Origin of the sequence: Finegoldia magna, from assembly GCF_003182075.1 — a bacterium.
GTDB classification, from domain to species: domain Bacteria; phylum Bacillota; class Clostridia; order Tissierellales; family Peptoniphilaceae; genus Finegoldia; species Finegoldia magna.
Map to the genome: position 1 here is coordinate 1 of NZ_QGTH01000003.1, position 18,083 is coordinate 18,083.

16 protein-coding genes are annotated in these 18,083 nt (G+C 29.8%); 12 read left to right on the top strand and 4 right to left on the bottom strand.

Annotated features, from left to right (window positions below; all coding sequences use genetic code 11):
* The coding region (locus DES33_RS01720; protein ID WP_110057920.1) for an IS110 family RNA-guided transposase at nt 1–929 on the bottom strand (929 nt) is incomplete at its 3' end.
* A 274-nt stretch (nt 930–1,203) separates the two neighbouring features.
* Here DES33_RS01720 and yajC point away from each other — a divergent pair.
* The 12 genes from yajC (at nt 1,204) to DES33_RS01780 (ending at nt 13,207) form a co-directional block, all read left to right on the top strand.
* Nucleotides 1,204–1,524 carry a preprotein translocase subunit YajC gene (gene yajC, locus DES33_RS01725; RefSeq protein WP_110057921.1) on the top strand — a complete coding sequence of 107 codons (321 nt, stop codon included), beginning with the start codon at nt 1,204–1,206 and terminating at the stop codon, nt 1,522–1,524.
* A gap of 66 nt (nt 1,525–1,590) precedes the next feature.
* Nucleotides 1,591–3,333, top strand: coding sequence for a single-stranded-DNA-specific exonuclease RecJ (recJ, locus tag DES33_RS01730; RefSeq protein WP_110057922.1), 1,743 nt, complete (start codon nt 1,591–1,593; stop codon nt 3,331–3,333).
* 64 nt (nt 3,334–3,397) lie between these two features.
* Nucleotides 3,398–5,569, top strand: a complete 2,172-nt coding sequence (locus tag DES33_RS01735) for a RelA/SpoT family protein (protein ID WP_094205718.1) — start codon at nt 3,398–3,400, stop codon at nt 5,567–5,569.
* On the top strand, nt 5,569–6,015 hold the full coding sequence (gene dtd / locus DES33_RS01740) for a D-aminoacyl-tRNA deacylase (RefSeq protein WP_094205717.1): 447 nt from the start codon (nt 5,569–5,571) through the stop codon (nt 6,013–6,015). Before DES33_RS01735 ends, dtd begins: the two co-directional genes overlap by 1 nt.
* Nucleotides 6,015–6,623: an MBL fold metallo-hydrolase gene (locus DES33_RS01745; RefSeq protein WP_094224732.1), complete on the top strand. Its 609-nt coding sequence runs from the start codon at nt 6,015–6,017 to the stop codon at nt 6,621–6,623. The genes dtd and DES33_RS01745 overlap by 1 nt, the downstream gene beginning before the upstream one ends.
* Nucleotides 6,624–6,637: 14 nt before the next feature.
* A complete protein-coding gene (locus DES33_RS01750) occupies nt 6,638–9,256 on the top strand; it encodes a valine--tRNA ligase (RefSeq protein ID WP_110057923.1) in 2,619 nt (872 codons plus the stop codon).
* Nucleotides 9,256–9,426 carry a cation:proton antiporter gene (locus DES33_RS01755; protein WP_110057924.1) on the top strand — a complete coding sequence of 57 codons (171 nt, stop codon included), beginning with the start codon at nt 9,256–9,258 and terminating at the stop codon, nt 9,424–9,426. Before DES33_RS01750 ends, DES33_RS01755 begins: the two co-directional genes overlap by 1 nt.
* Nucleotides 9,401–9,922, top strand: coding sequence for a hypoxanthine phosphoribosyltransferase (hpt, locus tag DES33_RS01760; protein ID WP_002836478.1), 522 nt, complete (start codon nt 9,401–9,403; stop codon nt 9,920–9,922). The genes DES33_RS01755 and hpt overlap by 26 nt, the downstream gene beginning before the upstream one ends.
* Nucleotides 9,915–10,631 (top strand): class I SAM-dependent DNA methyltransferase, encoded by a 717-nt coding sequence (locus DES33_RS01765; protein ID WP_110057925.1) that lies wholly within the window; start codon nt 9,915–9,917, stop codon nt 10,629–10,631. The genes hpt and DES33_RS01765 overlap by 8 nt, the downstream gene beginning before the upstream one ends.
* Before the next feature lie 87 nt (nt 10,632–10,718).
* Nucleotides 10,719–10,922: a cold-shock protein gene (locus DES33_RS01770; RefSeq protein ID WP_002836476.1), complete on the top strand. Its 204-nt coding sequence runs from the start codon at nt 10,719–10,721 to the stop codon at nt 10,920–10,922.
* Nucleotides 10,923–10,974: 52 nt separating this feature from the next.
* Nucleotides 10,975–11,853 carry an Hsp33 family molecular chaperone HslO gene (gene hslO / locus DES33_RS01775; RefSeq protein ID WP_110057926.1) on the top strand — a complete coding sequence of 293 codons (879 nt, stop codon included), beginning with the start codon at nt 10,975–10,977 and terminating at the stop codon, nt 11,851–11,853.
* A gap of 13 nt (nt 11,854–11,866) precedes the next feature.
* On the top strand, nt 11,867–13,207 hold the full coding sequence (locus DES33_RS01780; RefSeq protein ID WP_110057927.1) for an MATE family efflux transporter: 1,341 nt from the start codon (nt 11,867–11,869) through the stop codon (nt 13,205–13,207).
* A gap of 40 nt (nt 13,208–13,247) precedes the next feature.
* Here DES33_RS01780 and DES33_RS01785 read toward each other — a convergent pair whose 3' ends face one another.
* The 3 genes from DES33_RS01785 to DES33_RS01795 form a co-directional block, all read right to left on the bottom strand.
* Nucleotides 13,248–14,477 carry a lipid II:glycine glycyltransferase FemX gene (locus DES33_RS01785; protein WP_110057928.1) on the bottom strand — a complete coding sequence of 410 codons (1,230 nt, stop codon included), beginning with the start codon at nt 14,475–14,477 and terminating at the stop codon, nt 13,248–13,250.
* A gap of 111 nt (nt 14,478–14,588) precedes the next feature.
* Nucleotides 14,589–17,219 (bottom strand): pyruvate, phosphate dikinase, encoded by a 2,631-nt coding sequence (ppdK, locus tag DES33_RS01790; RefSeq protein WP_110057929.1) that lies wholly within the window; start codon nt 17,217–17,219, stop codon nt 14,589–14,591.
* A gap of 15 nt (nt 17,220–17,234) precedes the next feature.
* Nucleotides 17,235–18,053: a pyruvate, water dikinase regulatory protein gene (locus tag DES33_RS01795; protein WP_094205708.1), complete on the bottom strand. Its 819-nt coding sequence runs from the start codon at nt 18,051–18,053 to the stop codon at nt 17,235–17,237.
* Nucleotides 18,054–18,083 lie beyond the last annotated feature (30 nt).

Here is an 18,083-nt window from a genome sequence, read left to right on the forward strand (position 1 = left end):
TTAACAGCAACATCTAAGCCAGCATAAGCAACTAATTGATTAGCTCTCTCAAATCGAGAAATATCACCGATTTCTGAGAAAATAGCAGCACCTAAGACATCACCAATACCGGTAATAGAAGTAATAACAGGGCATAAAGAATTAATCATAGAAGAAATTTCATCTTCAATCTCAAAAATCTGATCTTCAAGAAAAGAAATTTGAGCAATAATTTGTTTGATTTGAAAAGAAAAAGACTTCAAAGCAAACTTAACACCAAAGGAATTAGAAGCTTTCTCTTGGATTTCTTTAGCCTTATCAATACCAAAGCGTCCTTTACTACACTTAGACAACATCTTAGCTAGCTCATCAGCAGGAATAGAAATCATGTCCTCAGGCAAAGGATACTTACTCAAAAGTTCTTTAGAAGTTACACCATAAATATTAGAAAAAAGCGAAGAATACTCAGGAAAAACCTGATCTAAAATAGCAACAAGCTTTCTTTTCCAATCAGAAGCTTCATCAACAAGAGCAAACCTAAACCTAGAAAGATTTCTTAAAGCAAAAGTATCCTCATCAGAAAAATGAGAAACAGAAAATTCACCAAACCTAAGAATTTGAGCAATGACAAAAGAATCAACAGAATCATTCTTGGTCTGTCTAATGTACATCTTTCTAAAAGCATCAGATTGAATAGGGTTAATAACAACACAGGAAAAACCTAAATCTATCAAGAAAGAATAAAGAGAAAGCCAATAATGACCTGTAGCTTCCATACCAATAATACAATTGTTAGAATCAATCGAAAAAGAGGAAATAAATTTCTGAAACTTTTCTAAACCCCTGATAGAATTAGAAAAAGAAAAAGACTCAGAAACAAGTTTACCATTAGAATCAATTATTGAGGCTTCGTGGTTATTCTTTGCAATATCAACACCAATGTAAAACATAAAATCACCTAGCTTTAATATAAATTTAGATAGAGAAAGAACCCTCAAGAACTTTACGACAATCAAACCTCGTTAGACATACAGCAACGAAATGTGCTATCCAGCTCATACTGATAAGGACGTAAAGTAGAGGCGTAACCCTTAAATAGGAAGACTAGCTTCAAGGAGGATAGCTACGACCTCTATCTATACAATTATTATCCCATATGAAAGTGGGATTGAGAATAAAAAGTAGTATTTATTACTACAACTACATTATACGAGGAGGATTATTATGCCAAAAATGTTAGCATCATTATTGCCTTTGATTGCACTTTTTGCTGTAATGTATTTTTTAATGATTCGTCCACAACAAAAACAACAAAAACAATTAATGGATATGAGAAACGCTATAAAAGTTGGAGACGAAGTAATTACAATTGGTGGAGTTAAGGGAACAATAGTTTCTGTAACTGATGATAGTGTCATCTTGGAAACTGCATCACAAAAAACAAGACTTGAATTTGTTAAAAATGCTATTGCATCTAATGTAAAGGCAGCAAAAGTAACAGAAAACAAGCAAGAAGACAAAAAAGAAGATAATGAAGAAAAATAGAAATTGATTTATAGCTCAAACTTAAAATTTGAGCTATAAATCCATTTTTTTATTTGGAGAGAATGAATGAATAAATGGTTAATAAACAATAGAGGTAATAATTTTAGCGAAGTATCTCAAAGATATAATATTCATCCATTAATAGCAAAGATTTTATTAAATAGAAATATTACAAATTTTGAAACCTTTTTGAATCCTAATGCAGAGAATTCATACCATGATCCTTTTTTAATGAAAGATATGGACAAAGCTGTGGAAATAATTACAAATGCTATTGAAAATGAGCAAAATATAAGAATAGTTGGAGATTATGATCAAGATGGAAATTCATCGACTATGACTTTATTAGATGGTCTTGGATATTTTACAGATAAACTTTCTTATGATATTCCTAATAGAATGATTGATGGATATGGGATTTCTTTTAGCATAATAGACAAATGTATTGAAGATAATATTGATTTAATAATAACATGTGATAATGGTATAAGTGCTATAGAACAATGTGATTATGCCAAACAAAATGGAATAAAAATAATTGTGACTGACCATCACCAAACAATAAAACTTGATGGAAAAGAAATCATTCCAAATGCTGATGCAGTTATTAACCCCCAACAGCTGACTTGCAATTATCCATTTAAAAGTTTATGTGGCGCAGGGGTTGCTTATAAATTAATTCAGGCTATAAATATCAAAAAAGGATACGGTATGTTAGAATGTGAAAATTTGCTCCAATATGTAGCAATGGGAACTGTATGTGATATCGTAGATTTAAAGGACGAAAATAGATATTTTGTGACTAAAGGATTAGAAGAAATCAATAATACAGAGAATTACGGTTTAAAATGCTTAATTGATATGACTGGAATTAAAAATGGAGTAAATGTTTACAGTTTAGGATTTATTATTGGTCCATGTATTAACGCCGCCGGAAGATTAGATACTGCTAAATTAGGCGTTGAACTATTTCGTGATGAAAACATGGATAATGTTGAGGCTTACGCTAAAGTCTTAGTTGATCTCAATGAAAAAAGAAAAAAATTAACAGAAGATGGATTTAATAAAGCTGTCGAAATAATTGAAAACACAGGACTGATAAATGATGATATTTTGATTTGTAATGTTGAAGAAATTCATGAAAGTGTTTGTGGAATCATAGCTGGTAGAATTAAAGAGAAATATAATAAACCAACGTTAATACTAACACAATCAGAAAATCAAGATGTTCTTAAAGGATCGGGAAGAAGTATTTCAGAGTATGATATATTCAAAGAATTTGATGAATTTAGAGAATTGTTTGTATCATTTGGTGGTCATCCTATGGCGTGTGGATTATCAATTGAAGAGGAAAAGTTAGATGAGTTTAGAACTAAAGTTAATCAAAGAAGCAGACTAACAGAAGAAGATTTTGTAAAAAAAATCCTTATCGATTCAAGCTTTTATGTAGACAAGATAGATTTTGATTTGATAGAAGAAATCGATCGTCTTCGTCCTTTTGGCAAGGATAATCCTAGACCGATTTTGGGAGATAAAAACTTGGAACTTATTTTTGCAAAGATGATTGGAAAAAATAAGAATGTTTTGAAGTTGAAATTACTCAAAAATAATAAAATAATTGATGCAATTATGTTTTCAGAAGCTATAGAAAAATATAATTATTTATTAGAAAAATTCGGTAAAAATGTAATGATTCAACTTGAAAACAGTATTGCTAGTAATGCAAAAATAGATATAATATATTACCCTGAGATTAATGATTTTAATAATGTGAAGAATATTCAATTAAATTTAATTGATTTAAGATAAGTGTTAACAATAATGCTCATGTTATGGTATAATTATAACAAAATAATTATTAGGAGGTAGCTTTATGCATTATGAACAATCGGATTTACAAAGTTTGATAAAATCTATAAAATCATATAATCCAAATACTGATGTAGATGAGATAACTAGAGCATATGGCTACATGGTTAGAGCTCATGAGGGACAATTTAGAAATTCTGGTGAGCCTTATGCAATTCATCCGATGGCTGTAGCTAAAATTTTGGCTTCTTTGAACATGGATGATGCAACTATTATAGCCGGGCTATTTCACGATGTCGTAGAGGATACAGAAATAACATACGAAGATTTAGAGTATTTATTTAGCAAAGAAATAGCTGACCTGGTCGATGGTGTTACAAAATTAAAACAAATCAAATTTAAAACTAAAAAAGATAATCAAGCAGAAAATTTAAAGAAAATGATCTTGGCAATGGCCAAAGATATTAGAGTTATAATAATTAAGTTGTCTGACAGGCTTCACAATATGAGAACTTTGGAATACATGACTCGAGAAAAGCAGATTGAAAAAGCCAATGAAGTTTTAGAAATTTATGCACCACTTGCTCACAGACTTGGTATGTCCACTATAAAATGGGAATTAGAAGATTTAAGCTTAAAGTATTTGGAACCAAATATTTATCAAGATATTGTAAATAAAATAAACGAAACTAGACAACAAAGAGAATCCCAAATACAAAATATTATAAGACAATTTCAAGATGAACTTGAAAAATATAATATAAAAGCGGAGATTTTTGGAAGGCCAAAAAGTGTTTTTTCAATATATAAAAAAATGTACAAAAAACATTTGGCTTTTGAAGAAATCAAAGATTTATCAGCCATCAGAGTTATAGTCAACAAAGAAAGTGAATGCTATGATGTTTTGGGAATTGCTCATAGATTCTTCAGACCAATTCCTAATACTTTCAAAGATTATATTGCAACTCCAAAACCTAATATGTACCAATCTTTACACACTACAATATTAGCTCATGACGGAAGAACGTATGAGATACAAATAAGAACTTGGGAAATGCATAAAACTTCTGAATATGGTATCGCTGCACATTGGAAGTACAAGGAAGGTACAACTAATAAAAAATCGAAATATGATAGCAAATTAGCATGGCTAAGAGAAATCATGGATTGGCAAAAAGATTATACTGATTCAAAAGAATTCATGGATTTATTCAAAGAAGAATTTGCCAATGATGAAGTTTTTGTTTACTCACCAAAAGGTGATGTAATGGATTTGCCATCTGGTTCAACACCGATTGATTTTGCGTACAAAGTTCACTCTGCAGTAGGAAACAAATGCGTTGGTGCAAAAGTAGACGGAAAGATTGTACCATTAACTTACAAATTAAAAACAGGAAATGTTGTTGAAATTCTTACAAATCCAAATTCAGGTCCTTCAAAAGACTGGCTAAAAATTGTAAAATCATCTCAAGCTAAAACAAAAATTAAACAGTGGTTTAAAAAAGAACAAAGAACTGAGAATATTGTTTCTGGAAGAGATATGCTTGAAAAAGAAGTTGCAAAAATGGGCTATAGTTTCAATGAATTACTAAAAAGAGAATGGCTTGAAGAAATTGCAAGTAAATTAAGCTTTTCATCTATTGATGATTTGTACGCTGCTATTGGTTACGGATCTACAAGGGTTACGCAAGTTATTCCTAAGCTAAAGGAATACCACAAAGACTATTACGAAACAGACCAAGTTGTAAATAAACCAAATCATGTCGATTTTGTTAATGAAGAGCCAAAAGAAAGTGGAGTAGTCATTGATGGAATTGATAATGTAGAAATAAAACTTGCTAAATGTTGTAACCCAATTCCTGGTGACGAAATAGTCGGCTACATTACTAGAGGTAGAGGAATTAGTGTTCACAGAAGAGATTGTTCCAATGTAAAATCAGTCAATGACAAAGATAGATTAATCACAGTTAGATGGGGCAATAATTTAATCAATCATAATTATCAAGTTGAACTTCAAATAATATCTTTTAGTAATGTCGGTTATCTTGCTGATATAACTAAAGTTATAAGTGAGTGCAAATTAAACATTAAAACATTTAACACTAGAACAAATAAAGATAAAACAGTAACGATTAATATAATATTAGAAATTAGTTCTAGTTCTCAGATCGATACAGTAATTGCTAGAATTAAAAATATTAAAGGAACTATAGACGTTTTTAGGGTGAATTCATAATGAAATTATTAGTTCAAAGAGTTAATAAAGCAAAAGTTGAAATAGATGGTACAACAAAAAGTGAAATTAAAGATGGTTTTTTAGTACTATTAGGAATTCATAGGGAAGATAATGAACAGGATATTGATTATTGCATCAGAAAACTTGTTAATTTAAGAATATTTTCTGATGAAGAAGATAAGCTTAATCTTTCAATTAAAGATTTAAATTATGAAATTTTACTTGTCTCTCAGTTTACATTGTATGCAAGTACTAGAAAAGGGAATAGACCATCATTTGATAAATGTGCCAAAGGAGAATTTGCTAGAGATTTATACGAAAAGTTTATTGAAAAGTTAAAAAAAGAAAATGTACCTTTTCAAACTGGGGAATTTGGAGCTGATATGAAGGTATCACTTACAAATGATGGACCAGTTACGATAATTATAGATAGTAGGAGTGAATAATGACATTAGACAAAATAGTTACTACAAAATATGGAGAAAACATGTACATTTTATCGGAAGATAATAAATGTTTTGTTGTGGATCCAGGTGCACAATCTGATGATATTTGTGAATATATCAAAAATCGTAATTTAGAAATACAATTTATATTGATTACACATGGTCATTTTGATCATATATTTGCAGCTGAAGAATTAAAAAATAAGCTAAATACAGTTATTTACGCTCCAGAAAAAGAAAAAGATTTACTCGAAGATCCTGAAAAAAATTATACAAGAAAAGTTGGAAATCCAATTACTTTAAAAGCAGATTATTATGTAAAAGAAGGAGATACAATTGAGTTTAATGATTCTAAAATATCAGTTTTAGAAACTCCAGGTCATACTTATGGCTCTAGTTGCTATATTTACAAGGATGTAATGTTTTCAGGAGATATGTTGTTCAAGAATTCAATAGGTAGATATGATTTGCCAACTGCAAGTTTTGAAGACATTAAAAATAGTGTTGAAAAGCTAAAACTTTTAAATAATGATATAAAAGTTTATCCTGGACACGGACCAGAAACTAATATTGGTGACGAAAAGAAATACAATCCATATTTTAAATAAAATTTAGGAGAATTATGAAAAATTTAGAAAAAAATTACAATCCAAAAGATTTTGAAGATAAGATATATAAAATTTGGGAAAATGAAGGTTACTTCAAAGGCGTTATTGATAATGATAAAAAACCATTTACAATTGTAATGCCACCACCAAATGTAACAGGTAATTTACACCTTGGACATGCGTTAAATAACACTATTCAAGATATATTGATTAGAAAAAATAGAATGGATGGATATAGTGCTCTTTGGGTTCCAGGAACAGACCATGCTAGTATTGCAACTGAAGCAAAAGTTGTAAGTAAATTAAAAGAAGAAGGAAAATCCAAAGAATCTTTAGGTAGAGATGGATTTTTGGAAGCATCTTGGGACTGGACACGTGAATACGGTGGAAATATCAAAAATCAATTAAAAAAATTAGGAGTATCTTGTGATTGGAGTAGAGAAGCTTTTACTCTTGATGACAATTTAACAGAAGCAGTAGAAGAAGTATTCATAAAAATGTACAATGATGATTTGATTTACCAAGGTGACAGAATTGTAAATTGGTGTCCAAATTGTCATACTGCAATAAGCGACATAGAAGTTGTCCACGAAGATGAATCGGGACATTTTTGGAATATTCGATATAAATTCAAGGATTCTGATGATTATATTGTAATAGCTACTACTAGACCAGAAACATTGTTGGGTGATTTGGCAGTCGCTGTAAATCCAGATGATGAAAGATATACTGACATTGTTGGAAAAACTTTGATATTACCATTAGTTAATAGAGAAATTAAAGTTATTGCTGATAGCTATGTGGATATGGAATTTGGAACTGGAATTGTTAAGATTACTCCTTCACATGATCCTAATGACTTTGAAGTAGGTGCAAGACATGAGCTAGGTCAATGTGTTGTAATTGATGAGGATGCAAAGATTGTTGAAGGATATGGTAAATATTCTGGATTAGATAGATATGAAGCAAGAAAATTAATTATCGAAGATTTGGAAAAAATCGGACAACTAGATTCAGTAAAAGAACATGAACATGCTGTAGGTCATTGTGAAAGATGTCATACTACTGTTGAGCCATTAATCAGTAAACAATGGTTTGTTAAGATGGATAAGTTAGCAAAATTAGCTTTAGACGCTTATAAAAATGAAGAAATTAGATTTATTCCAAAAAGATTCGAAAAAGTTTATGTAAATTGGTTAGAAAACATTAGAGATTGGTGTATTTCTCGCCAATTATGGTGGGGACATAGACTTCCTGTTTATTACCATAATGAAACAGGTGAAGTTGTAGTTGCAAGAAAAAATCCAGACCCTGAAAAATATACTCAAGATCCAGACACTTTGGATACATGGTTCTCATCTGCGTTATGGCCATTTTCAACATTAGGTTGGCCAAACGAAACAGAAGATTTGAAATATTTCTTCCCTACAAATGTGTTAGTTACTGGATACGATATTATTTTCTTCTGGGTAATTAGAATGGTATTCTCTTCACTTTATAATTTGGGGGAAGTTCCTTTCAAAGATGTTTACTTGACAGGATTAGTTAAAGACTCTCAAGGAAGAAAAATGTCAAAATCTTTGGGAAATGGTATTGATCCTATAGAAGTTATAGATCAATATGGAGCAGATGCGTTAAGATTTGCGTTAATCACTGGTAATACCCCTGGAAATGATTCAAGATTCTACATGGAAAAAGTAGAAGCGAATAGAAATTTCTGCAATAAATTATGGAACGCATCCAGATTTGTTTTCATGAATGTAGAAGATGATGTTAAAAACATCGATGATGTCGAATTACAAATTGAAGACAAGTGGATTATATCAAGCTTAAATGATGTCATTGATGAAGTATCTACTAATTTAAATAAATATGAAATTGGTATAGCAGCTGAAAAAATATATGATTTTACTTGGAATGTATTCTGTGATTGGTACATTGAACTAGTTAAACCAAGACTTTATGGAGATGATTCTATTTTAAAAGAATCTGCAATCTCAGTTTTGATTTATACGTTGACTAATGTAATAAAATTATTACATCCATTTATGCCATATATCACAGAAGAAATATATAGCTATCTTCCTAATAAAAATGATATGTTGATTAACGAAACATGGCCAAAATATTCTGAAACAAAATCATATAAAAACGAAGAACAAATTATTGACAAGTTAGTTGAATCTGTAATTAGTATTAGAAATTCAAGACAAGAAATGAATATTGCGCCTAAAAAACAATCTGATATATATATATTGACATCTGATAAGAGCTTAGAGGAAGATTTTAAACAACTAGAGTCACTATTTAGATCAAGCGTTTCTATAAACGAATATAAGGTTAACGAAGATATATCAGAAGATAATAATATTGTAATTGTTAAAGATTCTTATAAAATCATTATTCCATTGAATGATTTAATTGATTATTCTAAAGAATTAGAAAGACTAGAAAAAGAATTAAATACAGCTAAATCAGAATTAAAGAGAGCGGAATCAAAACTTAACAATGAAGGATTCTTAAAAGGGGCTCCTGAAGCTCTTGTAGAGAAAGAAAAAGAAAAAGTCGAAAAATATTCACATTTAATTGACGATATTAATAATTCTATTAGTTCTATTAAGGAAAATATGTAATGAAATTCAAAATCATATTTGGTTTTGTTTTGATTATGGTGTTGGTCAGCGTACAATATACTTTAAATAAAATTTTAGTATTATTAGAGAAGATTGAAAAAAAGATAGATGAGAATGTAAATAGTTCAAATACAGGGGTGAATAATGAAAGAAGAAATATTATTAAGTGAACAACAAATTAAAGAAAAAGTTAAAGAATTAGGTGCTCAAATTACCAAAGATTACAAAGATAAGAATTTATGTGTAGTATCTCTTCTTAGAGGAAGTTTTATGTTCATGTCTGATTTGGTTAGACAAATAGATATGCCAATTTGTATTGATTTTATGACTACATCTTCTTATGAAGACGCTGAAAAATCAACAGGTAAAGTAAAAATCCTTACTGATGTAAGAGAAAATTTAGAAAACTATGATGTGTTAATAGTTGATGACATTATTGATTCTGGAAATACAATCGTAAATACTTTGGAATATATTAAACAAAAAAATCCAAAAAGTGTAAAAACATGTGTATTGCTAGATAAACCAAGCAGAAGACAAGTTGAATATAACGCTGATTACGTTGGTTTTGAAATTGATGATGTTTTTATAGTTGGTTATGGTTTGAACTATAAATCATCATATCGAAATATACCTTACATTTTCATTTGGAATCAAGATGTATAAAGAATTTGCGTATATTTATGATAAATTAACTTTTGATATTGATTATGAAGAGTATTCTGAAGTTATCAAAAAAGAATTAAAAAAATTAGACATAAAACCAGAATCTATTCTTGAGTTAGGAATCGGTAGTGGAAATATGACAAAATACTTCTATAACTCTTCAATTAATTATACTGGAGTGGATCTTAGTAAAGAAATGTTGAAAATTTGTGCAGATAAATTTTCTAATATCAATATTATTAATGGGGATTTATGTCAATTAGAGCTAACAAAAAATTATGATTTTATTTTTTCTATTTTAGATACAATAAACTATATACTAGACTCAGAAAAACTACAGAATTTGTTCTCAAATATTAATGAAAATTGTACAGGAGTGTTTATGTTTGATGTAAACACTCCTTATAAGCTAATAGAAGTAATGGGTAACAATCACTTTGTGTATGAATATGAGGATATTTTTTATACTTGGGTTAATCAATATTACGAAGAAGATAATTTGATAGATTTTTATATTGACTTTTTTGTGAAAAATCAGGATAATTCTTATCAAAGGATTAGGGAAACTCAAACAGAAAAAGTTTATAGTTTGGATGCACTAAGATTTATGTTGTACAACAGTGGATTTAATACTGTTAAAATAATAGATTTTGATACAGGTAAAACTCTTAATAATTGTACCCAACGTGCATTATTTATATGTTATTAGGTAACGATAATTATTTCGTTGTATATTTTTATTGTGTATGTTATATTAATATAGTAAATGAAAACTACGTTAAATATTGGAGGAAATATGACAAAAGGGACTGTAAAATGGTTTAATGCTACAAAAGGCTTCGGATTTATCTCAACAGAAGATCATGGAGATGTGTTTGTGCATTATACTGCATTGGAAGATAACGGCGAATATAGAAAACTAGAAGAAAATCAAGAAGTTGAATTTGATATCGCCGATGGACCTAGAGGTCTTCAAGCTTGTAATGTAAAAAAATTATAATAAAATATTATTAATATGCCCCTTTTTAGGGGGTTTTTTATTTGGAGGTTATATGATAAATAAATTATATATTGCTACCGATTCTACAGAATCATTTAGATTTATAATTGTAGATTCTACGGAGTTAGTACAATCAGTAAGAGATATTCATAATACATCAGCAACAGCATCCGCTGCGTTGGGAAGATTAAGTACTATGGCGTCAATTATGAGTCACGAATTAAAAAATGACAAACACAATATTACATTAAATTTACAAGGAAACGGACCAGGTGGAATGTTAATTTCTACAGTTAACGGTAGAGGAGAGGTAAAGAGTTATGTAAGTCATCCAGAAGTTGATTTACCACCAAAATCTAATAAAAAATTGGATGTTGGTAATTTTGTAGGAAATGATGGTCTACTTACTGTTATAAAAGATTTTAAATTAAAGGAACCTTATATAGGTCAAACTAGTTTAGTTAGTGGTGAAATAGCTGAAGATTTTAGTAATTACTTCTATCAATCTGATCAAAGACCAACAGTTGTGGCTTTAGGTGTCTTGGTAGATACTGATTTATCGATAAAAAGCGCTGGAGGATTATTTATTCAAGCATTGCCAGGATATGATGAATCATTAATTGATAAATTGGAAAAAGATATTAATAATTTCCCACCAATTTCTTCTCTATTTGTAAATCATGAAAATCCTTTTGACGTTTTAAATCAATTTTTTGCAGACTTTGATTTAAAATTATTGGTGGAAAAAGAAGTAAAATATTTATGTGATTGCAATAGAGATAGAGTTGAAAGATCTTTGATTTCATTGGGAAAAGAAACGTTAAATGAATTGATTGAAGAGGATGGAAAGGCTGAATTGGTATGTGATTTTTGCCATGAAAAATACAATTTTACTAAAGAAGACTTGATAAAATTAAGAGATAATATATAAAGGATGGTGTTAATTGAAAACTAGAAATCTTACTGAAGGTAATATTTATAAGGAATTAATAAGCTTATCATTACCAATTATGGCAACATCTTTTATACAGATGAGTTATAATCTGATGGACTTATTTTGGTTGGGAAGATTGTCTATAGAATCAGTAGCTGCGGCTGGAACTGTAGGGTTTTTTGGATGGTTGAGTTATGCGATATGTATGATGTTAAGCGTAGGTGCACAAATATCTGTAGCAGATTGCATTGGTAAAAAGGATATGGATTCTGTACAAAAATACATATCTAATGCGATAAAATTTGCATTAATAGTTGGATTTGTATTTATTTTATTAATGATTTTATTTAAAGTACAAATAATACATTTCTTTAATCTGGATGAATCGGTCACAAAACTAGCATTTGAGTATTACGGATTTTTTGTAGCTTCAATATTTTTTAACTTCATAAATCCAGTTCTAACAGGAATATTAAATGGACAAGGGGAAAGTAAAATTCCTTTTATAATAAACACAATTGCTTTAGGAATTAATATAGTGTTAGACCCTATTTTGATATTTGGATTTGGTTTTATAAACCCAATGGGAATAAAAGGGGCCGCCCTTGCCACTTTTATCGCTCAAATGTCAGCATGTATTATGTTTATGATAGTTAGATTTGAATATTTCAAATACTTGAAAGAAAAAATGCATTTAATTTATGCAAAGAGACTTTTTAATTTAGGATTTCCTATAGCCCTCCAAGAATGCCTTTTTGCGACGTTTTCTATAATAATGGCTGCTATTATAGCTCATTGGGGAAAAGAAGCTATAGCTGCACAAAAAATAGGCAATCAAATAGAATCTATTACATGGTTAACTGTAGGTGGATTCAGTGTTGCATTATCTACCTTTATTGCTCAAAATAATGGAGCGAAAAACTATTCCAGAGTAATGGAAGGATACAAAAAAGGTATGAAGATATGTGTTGGTATAGGAATATTCACAACTATATTCTTATTCACTTTTGCTCCTCAATTATTTAAGCTATTTATTCCAGATGATCCTGATACTTTAAATATTGGGGTAGTGTATTTAAGAATATTATCAATTTCTGAAATATTTATGTGTGTAGAAATAGCTACTACTGGATTTTTGAATGGAATTTCATTAACTAAGTATCCTTCTATAAACGGAATTATATTTAATTTCATCAGAATTCCATTGTCCCTTCTGGTTATGTATAATAACTTGAGAATTGAATGGATATGGGTAATTATATCTTCACTTGTTATATGTAAGGGAATTAGCTTGTTTATTGTATTTTACAGAAAAGTTTACAAAAATAAATTAAAATATTTATTGGATTAAAAAACTAGGATTGATTATTATATCAATCCTAGTTTTTATATTATCTGTGTTTTAGCGCAAATTCAAATAATTTATTTATAAATTTATTAAATACTATATCGAACTCTCCAATTGTAGCTAACATTTCAGTGCCAAATCTTTTCTTAAATTCATATAATCCAGCTTCATGGTCTTCTACATTATCTTCCGGAGTATAACCTGATACTCCACCGAAATCATAAGATGTGCATCCTTTTTCTATAGCTCTTTTCATCATAGTCCATTGCATTAAATAATTTGGACTTAAATCTCTGAAATCATTTGAAGATGCTCCGTAAAGATAGTATGATTTTTTTCCACAAAATGTTAATAATGCTCCTGATAATACAATTTCCTCAACATCATTTTCGATGTATCCATTCATTTGCTCGATTAAATCTTTACATCTTTTTCTTCTATTATCTAATACATCTAGTTCTTTTAAGAAATTATTCTTTTTTTCTTCCGTTATATCTTTTTCCAATTTATTTTTAGTTTTTAGCTCTTGTTTATCTATTTGATCTAATTCATCTTCATTTGATTTTTTTACACTTGATGGAATAAGCTTAGTTAGGTATAATTCACAATCATCATCTGGATTTAAAACATCATATAAATTCTCGAAATATTCATGACTTCTGTGATTGAATTCATCTCTTTTAGCTGTAATTTCCATTAATTTTGAAAACTTAGATAATTCATTCTTGTCGCATCTTTTACATACAAGTCCATTTTTTAAAGATTTTTTTACAACACTTTTAGTTCTAGATTGAAAAGAATTCAAGACTTCTTTTTCAGATTTATCTATATCAGTTATCATATAATATCTAGGTTGATTATATTCTAACCCTTTTTTTAAACCATGATGGTAACATCCAAGTTCTTTTAAGTAGTCAATTAATCCATCAATTTCCACAGAAACTTTAGGGTCAAATTTCAAAGAAAAAACTTTGTTTTGTTTGCAAAAATCCTTTAAAATTTGGATAGTCGATTTTAAATCATCTTTATTTTCATAGTCAATCACAGGTCCTTTTGGAGCATAAGCAAAATAATAGGGAAGAACCGGTAGTTTTCTCAATAAAATTAAACATGCACCAACAAGTTTGCCGTCTTTTTTAATTCCAATATTTTTTCCAATCCATCCTTTTTTTACAAATTGCCATTTATATATTTGATTTAATTCTCCATATTTATGGTTTTTAACAAAATTATCATGTTCTTCACTACTAAGTGTAATCATTTCGTAAGCCATTTTATCACTTCCTTAACTTCATACATTATACCACAAATTGTTTCTATAATAAGTTATTAGAAATCAAAAAAAAGATAGAGTAAACATGTTTACTCTATCTAATTAACCTAATTATTTTAATTTTTCTCTTGCTGCTGCTTGAGCTGCTGCTAATCTTGCGATTGGAACTCTGTATGGGGAACAAGATACATAATCTAATCCAATTCTGTGACAGAATTCAACACTTTCAGGATCTCCACCATGTTCACCGCAAATACCTACGTGCAAATCAGGATTTGAAGATTTACCTCTTTCAATAGCAATTTTGATTAGCTGACCAACACCTTCTTGGTCTAATCTTTCAAAAGGACTTCTTGAATAGATTTTATTTTCTTTATATTCTGATAAGAATTTACCAGCATCATCTCTCGAGAAACCAAAAGACATTTGAGTTAAGTCATTTGTACCAAAACTGAAGAAATCAGCTTCTTCGGCAATTTCATCAGCCATTAAACATGCTCTTGGGATTTCAATCATAGTACCAATTTCATAATCTAATTTTTGATTTTTTTCTTCAAATACTTGATTGATTTCTTCAATTATTTGATCCTTAACGTATTTTAATTCTCTCTTTTCTCCAACAAGCGGAATCATAATTTGAGGAACTATTTCATGTGAAGTTTCTTCTTTAACTTTTAGAGCAGCACTAATAATTGCTCTTGCTTGCATTCTATAAATTTCTGGATAAGTTACAGCTAGTCTACAACCTCTGTGTCCAAGCATTGGGTTTACTTCGTGAAGTTCTAAAATAATATCATTTACTTCATCAAAAGTTAAATCCATTTCTTTCGCTAATTCTTCAATATCATGTTTTTCTTTTGGTAAGAATTCATGAAGTGGTGGATCTAAAAGTCTAATAGTAACTGACAAATCTCCCATTTCTTTGTATATATTATAGAAGTCATCTTCTTGGAAAGGTCTTAATTTATCAAGAGCTTTTTGTCTTCTTTCGGTAGTGTTTGAGAGAATCATTTGTCTAACGATTGGAATTCTTTCTTCGTTGAAGAACATGTGCTCAGTTCTTGTTAATCCTATACCTTCAGCACCAAATTCTTTTGCTTGATGTGCATCTTTAGGAGTATCAGCATTTGTTTTTACGCCTAATCTTTTAATTTCATCAACCCATTGCATAAATTGTGCAAAGTTACCAGTAAGTTGTGGACTTACTTTAGAAATTTCTCCTTTATAAACATATCCAGTACTACCATCTAATGAAATCAAATCTCCTTCTTTGATTTCGATATTTTTACCTCTTATTATTTTGTTCTCTTCGTCTACTCTTATTTCACTAGCACCTGCTACACAACATGCACCCATTCCACGAGCAACTACTGCAGCGTGAGATGTCATACCTCCTCTTGCAGTTAATATACCTTCGGCTTTAATCATTCCTTCGATATCTTCAGGAGATGTTTCTTGACGAACTAATATTGATTTAATGCCCTTAGATGCAGCTGTTTTACAATCTTCAGCACTAAAATAAACGTGACCACTAGCGGCTCCAGGTGAAGCAGCTAAACCTTTTGTAATAACTTCAGCATTTTCTAATTCTTTTTGATCAAAAGTAGGGTGTAGGAGTTGATTTAAACTATTTGGTTCTATTCTTAAGATAGCTTCTTCTTTTGAAATTAAACCTTCATTTACTTGATCTACTGCAACGTTTAATGCACTGATAGCAGTTCTTTTTCCGTTTCTAGTTTGAAGTAAATATAATTTAGAATTTTCAATTGTGAATTCCAGATCTTGCATATCTCTATAGTGTTCTTCCAATCTTTTAGTTATAGAATGGAATTGTTCATATACTTCAGGCATAACGTCTTGTAATTGACTGATTGGTTGAGGAGTTCTTATACCAGCAACAACATCTTCACCTTGTGCATTCATTAAGAATTCACCAAATAATTTATTTTCACCAGTTGCAGGGTTTCTTGAGAATGCAACACCTGTTCCAGATGTATTTCCCATGTTACCGAATACCATTGATTGAATGTTTACTGCAGTACCTAATTTATCATCGATGCCGTTTAATTGTCTATAAATTTTGGCTCTAGGATTATTCCAAGATCTAAAAACTGCTTCTATTGCATATCTCAATTGATCGATAGGGTCTTGTGGAAAATCTTCGCCCATTTCTTCTTTGTAGATTTGTTTGAATTTTTCAACAATTTTCTTTAAATCTTCGCTATCAAGATCTGTATCATCTGTAACGTTTTTTTCTTCTTTTATTTTATCTAATTCGTTTTCAAATAATACTTTAGGAATTTCTCTTGCAACATCTGAAAACATTTGAATAAATCTTCTATAAGAATCATAAGCGAATCTTTCGTTATTTGTTGATTTGGCTAAACCGATAACAGATTTATCATTTAAACCTAGGTTTAAGATTGTGTCCATCATACCTGGCATAGATATTACAGCGCCAGAACGAACAGAAAACAGTAGAGGATTTTCTTCATCGGAAAATTTCTTGTTTAATTCTTTTTCTGTTTCTTCAATATGAGATTTGATTTCTTCAAATAATCCATCCCATAATTTTTCGTCTTCTTGATAAAATTTGTTACAAGCTTCAGTAGTAATAGTAAATCCTGTTGGAACAGGTATATCCATATTAGTCATTTCGGCTAAGTTGGCACCTTTTCCACCAAGAAGGCTTCGCATGTCTTTATTACCTTCTTTAAAACTGTAAACATATTTTTCTGTCATTTAAAAAACTCCTTTTTAATCATTCATTTTTTTTAGATGTCTGATAATAACTTCTGCCGTTTCTTCAATTGCTCTGTCAGAAACGTTTATAATAGGACATCCGATTTTCTTCATTACCTTCTCAGCATAATCTAATTCGTCAAGTATTCTACCCAAATCAGAGTATGTACTTTCAGTTGGCAATCCCATAGATTTTAGTCTTTCTTTTCTGATTTTGTTTAGCTTATCAGGAGAGTTAGTAAGACCGATGACTCTTTTTGGTTCGATTTCAAAAAGTTCCTTTGGGACTGGTGACTCTGGTACAAGTGGAATGTTGCAAACTTTGTAATGCTTATTTGCAAGATACATAGATAATGGTGTTTTCGAAGTTCTAGAAACACCAATAATCGTTATATCAGCTCTAGCGACTCCTCTTGGATCTTTTCCATCATCATATCTTACAGCAAATTCAATTGCATCAATTCTTCTAAAATAATGTTCGTCAAGTTTACGTAATGCACCTGGATTTGTTGCTGGAGATCGTTTGGTTAGCCTTTGGATGGCTACAATTGATGGAGTTAAAATATCTACCGATATGAGATTATTCATATCACAAAATTTCTTTAAACTATCAATTAAACTTTCTTCAACTAAACTATAATATATAATAATATTATCCATTTCTAAGCATTTTTGTAATGTAGAATTAAGATGCTCGATAGATCGGATATGTCCAAATAAGTGAAATTTAGCATTTTCACAAGTAATATCAAATTGAGCTAAAGCGGCTCTTGCTATTTGATCACCTGTGTCCCCGGTAGAATCTGATAAAACTACCAGATTAATATTTTCCATAATTCACCCCTTTAATGTATCATCAATTTA